Genomic DNA, 16,887 nt, shown 5'->3' with positions numbered 1-16,887 from the left:
ATGAACCTGGAATATTTCAAAGCCCAGGTTCAACGCCAGCTTTCAGTGAAAGAGAACCGAAGCATCTACCGACAACGAAAGGTCGATGTCGAAACGGTTTTCGGCAACTTGAAGGCGAATTTGTCGTTCCGCCGATTCTCGGTGCGGGGCGCACGCAAAGTCAAATTGGAAACCGGGCTGGCATTATTGGCCCTGAATCTAAGGAAGTTAAACGGAATGAAGCTGTCACATCTGAAAAATCACATAAAAAATGGCGATTCATCTCAATTAATCGATGAATCGCCATTTTTCTTAGTTTTCAGGAGCCTTTTTGTCCCAGCCCCGACTGATTTTAATTCTATATCTTGTTTACCGTGCGAGGTTACTTATGTTGGAATTTAAGATGTCGCAATGCTGTCTATTTAGGGTCTACTCAAAACATTCAACTTTCTCTTATTGAAAATATTCATGAGTGGAATGATACTGTGAATTGCAATCTATCCTAATATAGATGAAATATTATTGATTACATGATATGAGGCCCATACGAGTTAAAAATATGAATAAATTAATATTGTTCTGTTAAAGAAAAATAGATTTCTATAACAACCATTTTTGTTAAGTTTATTTCCATGATTACTTTAAATTTCTTTATGGTTAAAATGTCACATTAAATACTAATAAAGTGCACAGTTTCTTTAAATTTTTAATTTAAGCTGAATAATGAAAATTAAAATTTCCTTAATAGCTAAAATTGTTAATATGGTGAGTTTAAGAATGAGTTTTTCTTTGTACTGGACTAATCAGTTTGTTTAAGAATTATCTTTCTAAACTAGCCATATATAAGATGTGTTCGAGTAAAGGTGATGTTATAGGAGGTGTAATATATGAAAAAAACAACAAGAAATATTCTTAGAGTTGGTATTATACTGAGCGTCACTATTTTATTAGGTCTAACCCTGTGGTTCAATTTAACTTCTGATACACAAGCTGTACAAGTCGGTGATGAAGCAATTGATTTTCAATTGGAAACATTAAATGGGGATTCAATCCAATTATCGGAAGTCAATTCGGAAAAAGGTGTTATTTTGAATTTTTGGGGCACTTGGTGTAAACCTTGTCGTGAAGAGATGCCTGATATGAATAGAATTTATAATGAGGGGCATGAAAATTATGAAATCATTGCTATAAACGTTTCTGAAGATGAACAGCAGATTAATCAATTTTTATCCAGTTTGGATGAAGAGCTTGATTTTCCAATCGCATTGGATCGTAACAGAGATGTGACTAAAGCGTATCAAGTCGGCCCACTGCCGACGACAATCGCAATCAACAAAGATGGTGTTGTTGTGGATAAGAAAGAATATCAGTTAACCGTAGATGACATTTATAACTTTGTAGAACAATCAACTTCTGAATAGGATGAAATTTAATGGAATTGAAAGAGATACAATGCGTTAGGAATTCGTTCGATTTATCTTAAAGTCTCAATATGAATGGAGTGTTTTTTTGGGTAGTGAAGTGACTTTCCTGCTTGCATTTGGAGCTGGATTTTTAAGTTTTGTCTCACCTTGCGTACTGCCGGTATTTCCGGCTTTCATCTCTTACATAACAGGCATGAGTTATAATGAAGTAGAAAATCAAAAATTCAATGCACGTGCAATACTCCACACAATATTTTTTCTTGTAGGTTTCAGCGTGTTTTATATTGCATTGGGGTTTGGCACGGCTTTCTTAGGCGGATTATTGATTGAACATGCGAACCTGATCAGACAATTGGGTTCTATCCTGATTATTATTTTTGGTCTCATCATTACCGGCGTGCTTAATTTTAATTTCCTAATGAAAGAGAGAAAAATACAATTTAAAAACAGACCGTCCGGATTTTTTGGTTCAACTTTAATAGGTATGGCATTTGGTGCCGGATGGACACCGTGCAATGGACCAATTATCGGTGCCATTTTTGCAATGAGTGCAAGTGCACCGAACAATGCTTTAATGCTAATGATCGTCTATTGTTTAGGGTTTGCGATTCCATTCTTCATTTTGAGCTTTTTCGTATCTCGCACACGCTGGATGTTGAAGTACTCGAATATCATCATGAAAGTTGGTGGTGTCATCATGATATTAATGGGCATTCTTCTTTATTTTGATGGATTGACTCAGATTATCATCTGGCTGCAACCGTACTTTGGTGATTTTCAAGGCTTCTGATTCTGAGTATATTAAATGGCTTGTTTATATAAAAACTTCAGAATAGCATTATTTTCAGTTTTGATATAACAAGTAGGATATAAATCACCTTTGTAGCTGGATGCATGACCGCAGAAAAGGGTTAAGACGTTAAAAGTTGTATTCTCATTTTTTCTATCTTTCATAGAATGGATATATTTTTATAAAATTTGTTTGAAAAGTATTGATAAAATTAATAATTAAGGAGGAATCTGGATGAAAAAATATTTAATGCCAACCTTGCTAGGTTTAGTATTTATTTTAGCAGGTTGCAGCAATGACTCAGTATCAAACGAATCAAATATTAAAGAAATGGTTTCAGAATTAAGCGCCAGTAATATTGTAGAATCCGCATCCATTAATGATCAAACACTCATTGTCGAGGATGATGGAGATGAGAATGTCTATACTTTACCAGACGATGAGTTTTTTGTGTCCATTGCACCTTATATCTCGTATACACATCCATGTGAATTTCATAGCTTAACCGGGTGTCAGGGAGAGCTGATGAATGAAGAGATGGATGTAAAAATTATAGATGAAGATGGAGAAGTCCACGTTGATGAGGAACTTACAACTCTTGAGAATGGATTCTTGGATTTTTGGCTGCCGAGAGATAAAAACTATACTTTAGAAATCAATTATGACGGAAAAACAGTTGAATCTGATTTCTCAACGTTTGAAAATGATAGTACCTGTCTGACAGATTTACAACTTAAATAATTTCGATTAAAAGCAGATACCACAACGCTATTCAGTGTCGTGGTATCTGCTTTTTTAATGTATTCAATATTAGATCAACGAAAAGTAGTCGATTTACTCATTATTGAAGATTAAATATTCTAGAAAGACATTTAATGGATAGTTTCTGCAAATAAATTTTTTATAATAAATATTATGACATCTCTTGTATGTTGGAAACAAATCTACAAATCTTTCGTAGATTTACGGTGATAAAACATAAATATGGTAAGTCTTAATGGATAGAGGTGTTCGGACTCTCGTACTTACTGGGGAAATATAAAAAACAGAAACCACTTGACAATAATCGACTACAGTTGTAAACTTAAGTTAATTAAATCGATTACATTTGTAAACGATTAAATATAACCACCTAGGAGGGTAAAAATGAAACATCAAAAAAGCAATTCTCATCACGAACATGCTGAGCATAGGGAGCATCATCATAACCATCAGAAAAACAACGAACCCCATGATCATAGTAATCATGATCATGGCGGGCATGATCACCATGCGCATATGGTGACAGATTTTCGCAATAAATTTTTCATCATTCTGATATTCACCATTCCAATTGTCCTTCTGTCTCCAATGATTCAAAGCTTCATAGGTGTGGATTGGCAGTTTACCGGAGATATTTATATTGTGGCAGCGTTGTCCACATTCGTCTATTTCTACGGGGGATGGCCATTCATCAAAGGCGCTTACGATGAATTGAAAAACAAAGAACCGGCCATGATGACCTTAATAGCAATGGCGATTTCCGTCGCTTACTTCTATAGCATGGCAGTTGTTTTTGGCTTCAATGGAGAAGAGATTTTCTGGGAGCTGGCAACGCTTGTATTGATTATGCTTCTGGGACATTGGATTGAAATGCGCTCGATCAACAATGCTTCCAAGGCGCTGGAATCTCTCGCATCATTGATGCCGGATACAGCAAATCGTATTTCTGAAAATGGCGAAACAGAAGAAGTACAGATCGACGATATTAAAGCCGGCGATTTACTGCTGGTTAAACCCGGAGAAAAAATGCCGCTGGATGGAAAAATTGTTAAAGGAAAATCCCAAGTGGATGAATCCATGTTAACAGGGGAGTCTGTTCCGGTCACAAAATCCGTTGATGACGAAGTCATAGGTGGTTCAATCAACAGAGAAGGGTCTCTCACTATTGAAGTAGAGAAACTGATGAATGAATCTTACCTGACTCAAGTGATTGATATGGTGAAAGAATCTCAACGTACCAAATCGAAAACACAAGATGTGACAAATAAAGCAGCCAAATGGCTATTTTATATCGCTGTAGCTGCCGGTATTATCACATTTATCGTATGGATAAGTGTCGGTGCGACTGTCGATGCTTCTATCATGAGATTGGTGACTGTTTTGGTCATCGCTTGTCCTCACGCTTTAGGTTTGGCTGCGCCGTTGGTCATTTCAGTATCTACATCACTTGCTGCAAAGCATGGGTTGTTGATTCGCAAACGTCCACAGTTTGAAAAGGCTCGTAAAATTGACGCTGTGATATTTGATAAGACCGGTACATTGACTGAGGGGAAATTTGGCGTGACAGATATACAGGCCTTCGATAATATGGACGAAAATACCCTTTTAAGTTATGCGGCAACAGTGGAAAATGACTCAGAACATCCAATTGCGACAGGCATACTCAATGAAACCAAATCAAAAGGACTTGAATTACTTGAAATGACAGATTTCAATTCAATTACTGGTGTCGGCATTGAAGGGGTGATTGACGATAAACAAGTCAAAGTCGTGAGCCCGGGGTATGTACGTAAACAAAATATCAATTTTGATGATAAGAACTTCAATAAATGGTCTGAGCAGGGTAAAACAGTTGTTTTTCTTCTGGTAGATGAAGAATTGGCCGGTGCGATTGCACTCGCAGATAAAATTAAGGAAAGTTCCAAGCAGACAATTGAACAGCTGCATAAGAGAAATATTAAAGCCATAATGTTGACCGGAGACAACCAAAAAGTGGCAAATTACGTCGCAGAGCAAATCGGGATTGATGAAGTCTATGCTGAAGTCATGCCCGATGAGAAAGCGGGTAAAGTGACAGAAATTCAAGCACGTGGTCTGGTTGTTGCAATGACAGGCGATGGGATTAATGACGCGCCTGCATTAACTAAAGCAGATGTTGGTATCGCGGTGGGTGCAGGTACAGATATTGCAATGGATAGTGCGGACATCGTTCTCGTTGATAGCAACCCGAAAGATATTCTTGCAATATTCAGCCTATCTAAACGAACATATAATAAACTGGTACAGAATCTGATCTGGGCAACCGGCTATAATGTGGTTGCTCTCCCATTGGCAGCAGGAGTGCTGGCCCCTTGGGGAATATTACTCAGTCCGGCTGTAGGTGCGATTTTGATGAGTCTCAGTACAATCATCGTAGCAATCAATGCGCAGTTGCTTCATAGATTTGAAGTAGAATAACATAAATGCCGACAAAGCCTGATTGCAAGCTTTGTCGGCATTTTCGTACTTTCCTGTATGAAATATGACATAAATCTTAAGAAGGCTTGACAAAAATCGATTACAGATGTAAACTAAATATAATCAATTCGATTACAATTGTAGATGATTTATATTAAAATAAATTAGAGGTGAAAACATGACCATGACAACTGATTCAAATATCACAGAATCTGAATGGGAAGTTATGCGGGTCGTTTGGGCACAAAACAAAACAACGAGTAAAGACATTAGGGATATTATAGAAAATAAAAAGAATTGGAAGCCGGCCACGACCAAAACACTGATCAGCAGACTTGTTGATAAAGGCATATTAAACACAGAAAAAGAAGGTAACAAATATATTTATTCAACTGATTTAAAAGAAAGTGATTTTCTCAAAAGTACCCTTGAACATACCTTCGATAATATATGTAATAAAGACGTTGGAAAAATTATCACAGATCTAGTTTCAAAATCAACATTAAGCTTTAGAGATATAGAAGAATTGGAAAAAGTATTGGAAATGAAAAAAAAGGATGCAGTTGACGAAGTGCCATGCAATTGCGTTCCAGGTCAATGTAATTGTTAAAGGACTGTAGAAAAAATTAATGAATTAAGGAGGAATGAATAATGACTACTGAAACATTGAATGTTGAAGGCATGACGTGTGCATCCTGTGTCCAGTCGGTTGAAAAAACAACGAAAAATTTAACAGGTGTCACACAATCTAATGTGAATCTGGCGACTGAAAAGCTGACGATTAATTTTGATGCAAATACTGTTTCATTACAAGAAATTCAAGATGCAGTCAGTAATGCAGGCTATAAAGCTGTACCGGATACTCAGAAAAAGACATTTGCAATTAATGGTATGACTTGTGCATCCTGTGCCCAGTCAGTTGAGAAAGCAACGGGAAAACTGGAAGGTGTCTATGAGTCCAACGTCAACTTAGCAACAGAAAAAATGATTGTGGAATATGATGATTCAATCGTATCAGTGTCAGATATCATCGATGCCGTATCCAATGTCGGTTATAAGGCTCGTGAAGATATCGATTCAGGGAAGGCCGTAGATGAAAATCAGCAAAAACAAGATGAAAAACGGAAAAAAATATGGAATCGTTTTTTGATATCTGCCGCTTTCTCAATTCCCTTACTATACTTGGCGATGGGGCATATGATGGGCGCACCCATACCAGGATTTTTAAATCCAATGAATAATCCACTGACATTTGCTTTCGCACAGCTATTATTGACAATACCGGTGGCCGTCATTAATAGAAATATCTATAAGAATGGTTTCAGAACATTGTTCCGGGGACACCCGAATATGGATTCCCTTATTGCAGTTGGAACAGGGGCGGCTATAGTATATGGTCTCTTTGCATTAGGAATGATCATGGCGGGTAATACGGGTTATGTTCATGATCTCTATTTTGAAGCAGCTGCGATGATTTTAACGTTAATCGTTCTCGGTAAATATCTTGAAGAATTGACGAAAGGAAGAACATCCGAGGCAATAAAAAAACTGATGGGACTTGCGCCTAAAACAGCCATCATCATCAGAGCAGGTAATGAAGTCGAAGTGTCTATCGATGAAGTCATCGAAGGTGATATGATTGTCGTAAAACCCGGTGAAAAAATGCCGGTGGACGGTGTGGTTGCCAAAGGGTCGACTGCGGTGGATGAAGCGATGCTGACCGGAGAAAGTATGCCTGTAGAAAAAAATGTGGGCGATCAAATTATTGGTGCCAGTATTAATAAAAATGGCACGATTCAGTATGAAGCCACAAAAGTTGGGAAAGACACTGCTTTATCGCAGATTATTAAATTGGTCGAAGATGCACAAGGTTCAAAAGCACCTATCGCAAAAATGGCGGATGTGATTTCCGGTTATTTTGTTCCTATTGTCATAGGTATCGCGATTCTTTCAGGTTTAGTATGGTTGATTAGTGGACAATCCGTACTATTTGCTCTGACTATTTTCATTACAGTACTTGTCATCGCATGTCCTTGTGCCCTTGGATTAGCCACACCAACATCGATTATGATTGGTACTGGAAAAGGTGCAGAGAATGGTGTACTCATTAAAAGTGGTGGGGCACTGGAAACCACTCATAAACTCGATACGATCGTATTTGATAAAACGGGTACAATTACAGAAGGGAAGCCAATGGTAACAGATATTGTTTCGACAAATGGCATTTCTGAAAACGAATTGTTGACTTTATCAGCCTCCGCAGAAAAAGGGTCGGAACATCCTTTAGGCGAAGCGATTGTAAGAGACGCCGAAGAAAAAGGAATCAATTTTCTATCAACAAGTAATTTTTCTGCCATTCCTGGCCACGGTATAGAAGTCACGATTAATGACTATAATATGTTGTTAGGGAATAAGAAACTCATGGATACCCGTCAAATCACACTCGACGATCTAACTGCAAAATCAGATGCATTGGCCAGCGAAGGTAAAACACCAATGTATATCGCTATAAACGATAAAATTGCCGGTATTATTGCTGTGGCAGATACAGTCAAAGAAAATAGCTTAAAGGCCATCGAAAAGCTGCATGAAATGGGTATTGAGGTCGCTATGATTACTGGTGATAATAAGCGCACAGCTGAAGCAATCGCAAAACAAGTCGGGATTGACAGAGTGATGAGTGAAGTATTACCGGAAGATAAAGCCAATGAAGTTGAAAAACTTCAGAATGAGAACAGAAAAGTGGCGATGGTTGGAGATGGGATTAATGATGCTCCGGCGCTTGCACAAGCAGATGTTGGAATCGCCATTGGCTCGGGTACTGATGTTGCAATGGAATCAGCAGATATCGTACTAATGAGAAGCGACTTGATGGACGTACCGACCGCAGTTCAACTCAGTAAATCCACTATTAGAAATATTAGACAAAACTTATTCTGGGCCTTTGCCTATAATACTGCAGGCATTCCAATCGCAATGGGGATTCTCTTCTTATTCGGCGGGCCATTGTTAAGTCCGATGTTCGCAGCTGCAGCAATGAGTTTCAGTTCGATTTCTGTACTACTCAATGCATTAAGATTAAAACGATTTAAACCATCAGTTGCATAGAGAGGGGGCGGATGTTAATGGCGGATCAATTGGAACTTGAATTATATACAAGACCCACATGTTCGGATTGCCAGGATGCAAAGCAGTATTTAACTTCTAACGACCACGACTATATTGATAAAGATGTCAGCCAAAATATTAGCTTAGAGGAAGAATTAAAAAAGATATCTGGTGCTCGTATTGTGCCGATGTTTGCCTTTTATAAAAAAGGATTATTCGGTAAGAAAAAACGAGTCAATTATTTAATAGGATTTGAAAATAATAAGAATGAAATCATCAGTTTATTAAATAAACAATAAAAGAGAGTATTTGAAATAGAAACTTTTCGAAAACCATTAAATACCTGCCCGGGGTATGTTAACATTATTATATGTAATGGGTTAATAAAATTTTAAGGAGGCATTTATATGTCACAAGTAACTCTTAATGTAGAAGGAATGTCGTGCGGTGCTTGCGTTAATAAAGTGGAAGGGAATCTCGGTCAATTAAATGGCGTTGAATCTGTCAAAGCTCAAATTCCTGAAGGTAAAGTAGATGTCACGTTTAATGAAAATACCATTAATTTGGCGGACATCAAAGGCGCGATTCAAGATACAGGTTACGAGATTAAAGAAGACGCTGATAAAGAAGATGGTTCTGCGTGCTCGTGCTGCAGCTAATTAATGGCAAAAGATTTTACCAATTTACAGCACAACTTTGTGGTAACTAATTGATTCAATCTAATCACTGTTATAAGAACACAAGAAAAAGTGCCGACAGATCTTTAATTCAGATTTGTCGGCACTTTTCTTTATAATCAGGAGGTGCACATCTCTGTAGCCAATGGGCCATCAGTATTAGAACTTATTCTACAGGTGCCAATTCACTTTCCGTGACCCACTTATGATTCTGAACTTCTTCCTCAGTTTCTGTTGTAACGAAATCTACCATATAGACAGTAGTGTCTTCAGCAGAATCAATCGTAGCCGTTGCGCCTTCCATGCCTTCCATGTGAGATGCGTTCATTACTGCTTCATCACCTGGTTCCAATGGTGCCTCGCCGGGATCTTCAAATTCTTCATGAACGACCCATTTATGATCTTCTACCGGATCTCCACCATTTGTCGGTGTGTACGAGACAGTATAGACAGTGGTATCAAAAGCACCCGAAATGGTTGCTTCAGCACCGTCCATACCTTGCATATGTTCTGCTTCAATCATCGCCTGGCTTCCAACTTCATACGTTGGATTTTCTGCTTCTTCCAAGTCTTCAGGTACCTCACCAGAACTGGACATCTCTTCGGCAGAATGATCCATGTGGTCGCCGGAATCAGATGCCATATCCATTTCTTCTTCGGAACTGGATTCTGTTTCAGTGCTTTGACTGTCTTCATTTTCACTGGTCTGAGTTTCTCCATTACCACATGCAGCTAGTAAAGATACAGCAAATACTGAAATAAAACCTAATAATATCTTGTTTTTTACCATGTATATACCCTCCATTTCATTATTTCTAATTGAAACTCTACCCATAATATTTGCAGTTTATGTGCATATTTAATGAAAAATAAATGTATTTAATTAGTAAAATGAGATAGTATCTGTACTCGAATCTGCACGAAAAATCGATACTTAAATAATAAAATATATAAAGAGTCCAGTGTATTAATCAGTAAATAAAGTGGGAGAATAGAGTGATGATATCAAAATATTTAGTAATTATTTTAATAGCAGTATCAATAATATTTCTGGCAGGATGCAGGAACGATCACACAGATAACTTTGAGGCAGCTTTTAGTGGCGAAATACAACATATTCATGGAGTGGGATACGCAGGGGAGACTGATGGATTATATTTTGCAACGCATGGCGGCTTGAAGATGTTCCGTGACAGTGAATGGTATGAAACCACCCGAAATTATAATGACTATATGGGCTTTAATGCTGTAGATGAAGGCTTTTATACTTCCGGCCATCCAGGAGGGGATTCGGATATTCCAAACCCATTTGGCATTCAACGCAGTTTTGACGGCGGACGGACTTTGGAACACGTTAAATTTGAAGGTGAGACGGATTATCATGCTATGGCGTTAGGGTATAACAGTCATGATATTTTTTTGTTTAACCCTGAAGTCAACTCTGAATTAGAACGGGGGTTTTATAAGAGTGTTGATGAGGGAGAAAATTGGGAACAAGCAGATGCAAACGGCCTTGACGGTGAAGTGTTACACCTGGCCTTACATCCCTCAGATTCAAACTTTGTTGCAGCTGCCACCTCCACTGGAATATTTTTATCAGAAAATGGTGGAGAAGAATTTAAAATTTTAACAGATTCAAATCAGTCAGGCACTGCTGTTTATTTCTATGAAGATGATTTATATTATGCTACCTACGACGGGCAGCCGACACTTATCAAAAGAGAAATTAAAAATAGTGATTCAACAACTGTTAGCCTGCCGGAACTGAAAGAGGCGGATGTTTTGTATATTGCAATCAACCCGAATAATGAAGATGAGTTAGCAATCTATACGACAACTCAAGATGCTTATTTGACTGATACCGGAAGAGAAGGACAGTGGAAGAATATTTTAAATGAAGGTAAAGTAAAATAAGATGCATGATTTAAAATGTAATGATTTGCTATATGTACGAATAATCTCGAATAATAATTGAAGTGAGGAAATCATTTATAATGGTTTATATCCATGTAGAGACATGTCAGAATTGAGGAGGTCTTTATGTTCAACCAATTAGCTTTGAAGATTGGATTAATTTTTTTCCTGGTGATTCTTACAGTTGAAATTATATTATTCTACATATTATATACTAACTTGGTCAATGATCGTGTGGAGGAAGTGATGGGAGATTTGTTGGCACGTGGAAATACTCACAGAGACGTATTGGAAGAAAACTATACACCTTCGACTATGAACCATGTCGCCATTATGGAGTCAGAATCAGATTTTATTGTGGTGATAACAGATGAAAATGGAGAAGTAATCACCAGTTCTGATCCGGTTGAATCCGAAATGTCTTCACTCATCGAACATACTGATTATGGTGAAATCCCCCAGAGCGGAGCCATTCTGGAATCGAATTGGTCGGAAGAAAAGTATGTGTCTACAGACAGTCCGATCACTTCTAACGACACGCATAGCGGACATGTCTTCATGTTCGCTGAAAGTGATAGCATCGAACGAATTATTGATCATCTCAGCCGTCAGTTTTTATTTGTCGGCCTGTTAACTTTACTTCTGACTGTGATCACAGTGTTTATTCTCTCCAGAGTCATTACCCGGCCGATATTAAAGATGAAAAAAGCGGCAGAGCAATTAAGCAAGGGCAATCATAATGTGCAATTATATACACAACGAAAGGATGAACTCGGAGATTTGGCGACTTCAATTAACCGGTTGTCGCAGGATTTGGAGCGTTTAAAAAATGAGAGAAATGAATTTTTGGGGAGTATATCCCATGAATTGCGGACACCTTTGACCTATATGAAAGGATATACGGATATCATTAGCAGAAAAAATATATCCATGACGGATAGGGATAAATACATCAAAATTATCCAGGAAGAAACAGAGCATTTAACAGACCTGATTAAAAATCTGTTTGAGTTAGCCAGAATAGATCATAATGAATTTGACATCAGGAAAGAGAGCGTAGTATATGGCGACTTGATTGCAATTGTTTTAGCACGCATTCATCCGGCGCTCAAACAAAAAAATATAAAACTTACTTTTGATTGTCCGGAAAATCTGATTGTTATGGTAGACCCCGCAAGGATGCAACAGGTTTTATTGAATATATTGGATAATGCAATAAAGTATACGCCTGAGGAGAGGCATATCACAATAGTAGTGAGTCAAAATAAAAATGAAATCTTAACGACTATTTCAGATAATGGAGACGGAATTCCAGAAAAAGATGTACCCTTTATATTTGAGCGTCTTTATCGTGCCGAAAAATCCAGGTCCCGGGCGAGCGGAGGGTCTGGTCTCGGTCTGACCATCGCTAAAGAAATTATGGAATTGCATGGTGGCGATATTCGAGTAGAAAGCACACCAGGCAAAGGAACTACTTTTATCATATCTTTGACGAAGGAGGATTTGGATGAACAAAGTATTGTTGATTGACGATGAAGAGAGAATGCTGGAACTACTGGACTTATACTTAAGGCCATACCACTATATTTGTCGTAAGGCTTTAGGTGCAAATGAAGGACTCGAATATATCAAAGAAGAAAGGTTCGATATTATTCTTCTGGATATTATGATGCCTGAAATGGATGGGTGGGAAGTATGTAGAGAAATCCGGGAATACTCGGATGTGCCCATCATCATGGTGACTGCACGGGAACAGAAAGAAGACGTCGTGAAAGGACTTAAACTGGGGGCAGATGATTATATAACAAAACCTTTTGATGAAGCAGAATTGGTAGCACGGATGGATGCCGCACTACGAAGAACAAAACCTGTGAACCAGGTTGAGATGGATGGGTTATTATGGGACAAAGACCAATTCGAATTATCCTATAGAAATCAATATATAAAATTAACGCCTAAAGAATTTGCAATCATTGGATTGTTGATGAAAAATCCAGGCAGAGTATTTTCTAGACATCAATTGATCGACCTGGTGTGGGGGATTCATTCTGAAACCGAAGGCCGTACGGTGGATTCCCATGTCAGAAATATGCGTGAAAAAATTCGAGAAGTCGGCTTTCCGATGGATGATTACTTTCATACAGTATGGGGGATTGGTTACAAATGGATCAAAAAATAGAAAAAGGTCTTTCAACGCTGGAACTTTAGACTGGTTGCTGATGTCTGAGGAAGACGGGAAAGGGACTGACTACTGATTCAGAAAAAAGCGCCATACCAGAATTATCACATCCTGAATGTTCAGGGTGTTTTTTTATTTACATTAGATAATATATATTGTGTGTGGTAAAATGACAATTGTATATAGAGTTTACGTAAGTGGGGTAATTGTGTGACAAAAAAATACCGCAAAAACCAGTTTGTAAAAGTTAAAGTTACTGGTATCCAACCATACGGTGCTTTTGTCCGAACCCCTGATAATCAAGAAGGTCTCATTCATATTTCCGAAGTGATGAATGATTACGTTCACGATGTCAATCAATATTTGACGAAAGGCCAGACTGTTAAAGCGAAAATAATCAGTATCGGCCCTTCGGGCAAGTTGAACCTGACATTGAAAGAGAACGAGTATTTCAAGAATGAAGAAAAGAAGAAAGACAGGCGTTCCATAATCGAACAGATCAAAGAGTCAGAGGAATATGGGTTTGAGACGCTCAGACAAAAGATGCCGCAGTGGATCCAGGAAGCTAAGATGCGGATGTACGATAAGTGAATACACTTATAAGGATTGGAATCTACAGTTTTGTACTGTAGATTTTTTCATTATTGCGGATGAATATATATTCGATTAGATATGCAGAAACCCCAGCCAGCGATATGACGGAATAACATCTGAATTATATTCATCCAGTTAACTGTATACGGTTTCAAAATAAAGTCCGTACAATTTAATGATGCCACTGTTCAATGATGATTAATGCTTGAAAAACATTCGCAAAATTGTCATTATAGTGGATAGAGAGTTTATCAATAATTTAGAGGGTATACATAGTCGGATACATGCTTACAGCAATCATTTACGGAATTTCATGCAATAAATACCGTAAACGCCTGGTTTTTTTCGATTTGATGAAGTTTTATTCAGTACGAAGCAAATGATTATCTATGAACCGCAGACATAGTTCTGCTGTTTTTAAATGAAGGGATGAAAATATTATGACAAAATCAACAGAAATTATTGAACAGACAAATGAGTACGGTGCGCCCAACTATAATCCGCTGCCGATTGTAATATCAGAAGCGGAAGGCATCTGGGTCAAAGACCCCGAAGGCAGGAAGTACATGGACATGCTGAGCGCATACTCCGCGGTGAACCAGGGACACAGACATCCTAAAATCATCCAGGCGCTTAAAGATCAGGCGGACAGAGTGACGCTGACTTCAAGGGCATTCCACTCCGACAAACTCGGACCTTGGTACGAAAAGGTCTGTAAACTTGCAAATAAAGAGATGGCGCTTCCGATGAACACGGGTGCCGAGGCTGTTGAAACAGCGATCAAAGCGGCACGCCGCTGGGCTTATGATATCAAAGGCGTCGAAGACAACAAAGCTGAAATCATCGCGATGAAGCAGAACTTCCACGGACGTACACTCGTTCCTGTTTCCATGTCATCAGAACCTGATAACAGACGCGGATACGGCCCGCTCGTCGAAGGGTTCAAGCTGGTTGACTTCGGTGATATCGACCAGATTAAAGAAGCGATCACGGAAAATACTGCAGCGGTCATCCTTGAGCCGATCCAGGGCGAAGCGGGCATCAACATTCCGCCGGAAGGTTTCTTAAAGCAGGTCAGAGAAGTATGTGACGAGCATAATGTGTTGTTCATCGCAGATGAAATCCAGGCAGGACTTGGCCGTTCAGGTAAATTATTCGCAACAGACTGGGAGGAAGTGACGCCTGATATGTATATTCTGGGTAAAGCACTCGGCGGCGGCGTATTCCCAATCTCATGTGTCCTTGCAGACAGCGAAATCCTGAGCGTTTTCAACGCAGGCTCCCACGGTTCAACATTCGGCGGTAACCCGCTTGCGTGTGCTGTATCAGAAGCGGCATTGGATGTCATGCTTGATGAGAACCTGATTGAGAAATCACGTGAACTTGGCGAATATTTCAAATCTGAACTTCAGAAGATAGATGACCCGAGAATTGAAGAAGTCCGCGGACGCGGTCTGTTCATCGGTCTTGAACTGAATGAATCTGCACGTCCATTCTGTGAAGCGTTAAAAGAAGAAGGCATCTTATGTAAAGAGACGCATGACACAGTTATCCGTTTTGCACCGCCGCTCATCATCGAGCAGAAAGATCTTGATTACGCATTGGATAAAGTCAGAGCAGTTTTCGGAAAATAAATTTCTCAGCAGCGATTAGTGTGATATAATATCAATGAAAACAGTTTCATAAAAGAGGCGAATATATAATGTCAGAGAATACAAATTTAGTTACTTCTACACAAGCTATTATTAATGAAGCATTGGACAAATTAGGCTTTGATGAAGGCATGTATGAATTAATTAAAGAACCGTTAAGAGTACTCAGAGTCCGTATTCCGGTCCGCATGGACGATGGCTCGGTGCAGGTGTTCACGGGTTTCCGTGCACAGCATAACGACGCAGTGGGGCCGACGAAGGGCGGCGTCAGATTCCATCCGGACGTGAGCGAAGAGGAAGTCGTAGCATTATCAATGTGGATGACATTAAAAGCGGGTATCGTCGACCTCCCTTACGGCGGCGGTAAAGGCGGAATCATCTGTGACCCGCGTGAAATGAGCATCGAAGAAGTGGAACGTCTGTCACGCGGATATGTCCGTGCAATCTCCCAGTTTGTGGGACCGGCAAAAGATATTCCGGCACCGGACGTATTTACAAACTCACAGATCATGGCATGGATGATGGATGAGTACAGCATGCTTGACGCATTCAACTCACCTGGTTTCATCACCGGTAAACCGATCGTACTCGGCGGTTCGCAGGGACGCGACCGTGCAACGGCGATGGGTGTTGTACTGTGTCTCGGCTATGCGCTCGAAAAGCGCGGCAAGACATTCAAAGATGTAAGAATCGTCATCCAGGGCTTCGGTAACGCAGGAAGCTTCCTGTCGAAGATCCTTTATGACTATGGTGCTAAAATCGTCGGCATTTCAGATGCCAACGGCGGACTGCACGACCCGGAAGGGCTGGATATCGACTATCTGCTTGACCGCCGTGACAGTTTCGGCATGGTGACGAACCTGTTCGATGATGTCATCACGAACAAGGAAGTCCTTGAACTGGACTGTGATGTACTGATTCCTGCAGCGATCGAAAATCAGATCACTGCTGAAAATGCTGACAGAATCAAAGCGGATATCGTCTGTGAAGCGGCAAATGGTCCGACAACTTCCCAAGCGACGACAATCCTTCATGAAGCAGGTAAACTGCTCGTACCTGACGTGCTTGCATCTGCAGGCGGTGTCACGGTATCTTACTTCGAATGGGTTCAGAACAACCAGGGCTATTACTGGGATGAAGATGAAGTGAACGAAAAATTGAAAACGAAATTGAAGAAAGCGTTCAATGAAATTTATGATATGCATGAAAAACGCCAGATTGACATGCGTTTGTCGGCATACATCATCGGTCTCAAGCGTACCGCTGAAGCAGCGAGATACAGAGGCTGGGCATAGGATTAAAATTTACAGGAGCCGGGATATCAACATATCCCGGTTTTTTTATTTAAAAT

At 39.4% G+C, this 16,887-nt stretch carries 16 protein-coding genes; 15 read left to right on the top strand and 1 reads right to left on the bottom strand.

Annotated features, from left to right (window positions below):
• The 9 genes from BLR15_RS06520 to BLR15_RS06480 all read left to right on the top strand — a co-directional run bounded on the left by BLR15_RS06520 (window position 1) and on the right by BLR15_RS06480 (window position 9,179).
• Window positions 1–381 carry a transposase gene (locus BLR15_RS06520; protein ID WP_092985852.1) on the top strand — a complete coding sequence of 127 codons (381 nt, stop codon included), beginning with the start codon at window positions 1–3 and terminating at the stop codon, window positions 379–381.
• Window positions 382–866: 485 nt separating this feature from the next.
• Window positions 867–1,400: a thiol-disulfide oxidoreductase ResA gene (gene resA, locus BLR15_RS06515; RefSeq protein WP_092985850.1), complete on the top strand. Its 534-nt coding sequence runs from the start codon at window positions 867–869 to the stop codon at window positions 1,398–1,400.
• Between the two features lie 88 nt (window positions 1,401–1,488).
• Complete coding sequence (locus BLR15_RS06510; RefSeq protein ID WP_092985848.1) at window positions 1,489–2,193, top strand: cytochrome c biogenesis protein CcdA; 705 nt, start codon at window positions 1,489–1,491, stop codon at window positions 2,191–2,193.
• Between the two features lie 234 nt (window positions 2,194–2,427).
• On the top strand, window positions 2,428–2,934 hold the full coding sequence (locus tag BLR15_RS06505; protein WP_091476520.1) for a CueP family metal-binding protein: 507 nt from the start codon (window positions 2,428–2,430) through the stop codon (window positions 2,932–2,934).
• A 405-nt stretch (window positions 2,935–3,339) separates the two neighbouring features.
• The gene (locus tag BLR15_RS06500) at window positions 3,340–5,412 is read left to right on the top strand and encodes a copper-translocating P-type ATPase (RefSeq protein WP_092985846.1); all 2,073 of its coding nucleotides are present in this window, start codon (window positions 3,340–3,342) and stop codon (window positions 5,410–5,412) included.
• A 178-nt stretch (window positions 5,413–5,590) separates the two neighbouring features.
• On the top strand, window positions 5,591–6,022 hold the full coding sequence (locus BLR15_RS06495; RefSeq protein WP_091476515.1) for a CopY/TcrY family copper transport repressor: 432 nt from the start codon (window positions 5,591–5,593) through the stop codon (window positions 6,020–6,022).
• A gap of 41 nt (window positions 6,023–6,063) precedes the next feature.
• Window positions 6,064–8,520 carry a heavy metal translocating P-type ATPase gene (locus BLR15_RS06490; protein ID WP_092985844.1) on the top strand — a complete coding sequence of 819 codons (2,457 nt, stop codon included), beginning with the start codon at window positions 6,064–6,066 and terminating at the stop codon, window positions 8,518–8,520.
• A 17-nt stretch (window positions 8,521–8,537) separates the two neighbouring features.
• On the top strand, window positions 8,538–8,819 hold the full coding sequence (locus BLR15_RS06485) for a glutaredoxin family protein (RefSeq protein ID WP_091476499.1): 282 nt from the start codon (window positions 8,538–8,540) through the stop codon (window positions 8,817–8,819).
• Between the two features lie 108 nt (window positions 8,820–8,927).
• Window positions 8,928–9,179, top strand: coding sequence for a copper ion binding protein (locus tag BLR15_RS06480; RefSeq protein WP_091476495.1), 252 nt, complete (start codon window positions 8,928–8,930; stop codon window positions 9,177–9,179).
• Between the two features lie 184 nt (window positions 9,180–9,363).
• Here the strand turns inward: BLR15_RS06480 and BLR15_RS06475 are convergent, their stop codons facing one another.
• Window positions 9,364–9,987: a YdhK family protein gene (locus tag BLR15_RS06475; protein WP_092985842.1), complete on the bottom strand. Its 624-nt coding sequence runs from the start codon at window positions 9,985–9,987 to the stop codon at window positions 9,364–9,366.
• A gap of 209 nt (window positions 9,988–10,196) precedes the next feature.
• On the opposite strand from BLR15_RS06475, the gene BLR15_RS06470 reads away from it, so the two are divergent.
• The 6 genes from BLR15_RS06470 (at window position 10,197) to BLR15_RS06445 (ending at window position 16,831) form a co-directional block, all read left to right on the top strand.
• The gene (locus BLR15_RS06470; RefSeq protein ID WP_092985840.1) at window positions 10,197–11,111 is read left to right on the top strand and encodes a F510_1955 family glycosylhydrolase; all 915 of its coding nucleotides are present in this window, start codon (window positions 10,197–10,199) and stop codon (window positions 11,109–11,111) included.
• Window positions 11,112–11,237: 126 nt separating this feature from the next.
• Complete coding sequence (locus tag BLR15_RS06465) at window positions 11,238–12,641, top strand: sensor histidine kinase (protein ID WP_092985838.1); 1,404 nt, start codon at window positions 11,238–11,240, stop codon at window positions 12,639–12,641.
• Window positions 12,619–13,290, top strand: coding sequence for a response regulator transcription factor (locus tag BLR15_RS06460; protein ID WP_092985836.1), 672 nt, complete (start codon window positions 12,619–12,621; stop codon window positions 13,288–13,290). Before BLR15_RS06465 ends, BLR15_RS06460 begins: the two co-directional genes overlap by 23 nt.
• A 210-nt stretch (window positions 13,291–13,500) precedes the next feature.
• Window positions 13,501–13,881, top strand: a complete 381-nt coding sequence (ygs, locus tag BLR15_RS06455) for a S1 domain-containing post-transcriptional regulator Ygs (RefSeq protein WP_092985834.1) — start codon at window positions 13,501–13,503, stop codon at window positions 13,879–13,881.
• A 443-nt stretch (window positions 13,882–14,324) separates the two neighbouring features.
• Window positions 14,325–15,518, top strand: coding sequence for an ornithine--oxo-acid transaminase (locus BLR15_RS06450; protein ID WP_092985832.1), 1,194 nt, complete (start codon window positions 14,325–14,327; stop codon window positions 15,516–15,518).
• A 68-nt stretch (window positions 15,519–15,586) separates the two neighbouring features.
• On the top strand, window positions 15,587–16,831 hold the full coding sequence (locus tag BLR15_RS06445; RefSeq protein ID WP_092985830.1) for a Glu/Leu/Phe/Val family dehydrogenase: 1,245 nt from the start codon (window positions 15,587–15,589) through the stop codon (window positions 16,829–16,831).
• Window positions 16,832–16,887: the final 56 nt, after the last annotated feature.

Source organism: Lacicoccus qingdaonensis, assembly GCF_900101075.1.
GTDB classification, from domain to species: domain Bacteria; phylum Bacillota; class Bacilli; order Staphylococcales; family Salinicoccaceae; genus Lacicoccus; species Lacicoccus qingdaonensis.
Note: the sequence above shows the minus strand (reverse complement) of the source record. Positions and strands in the feature narration are given on the sequence as shown.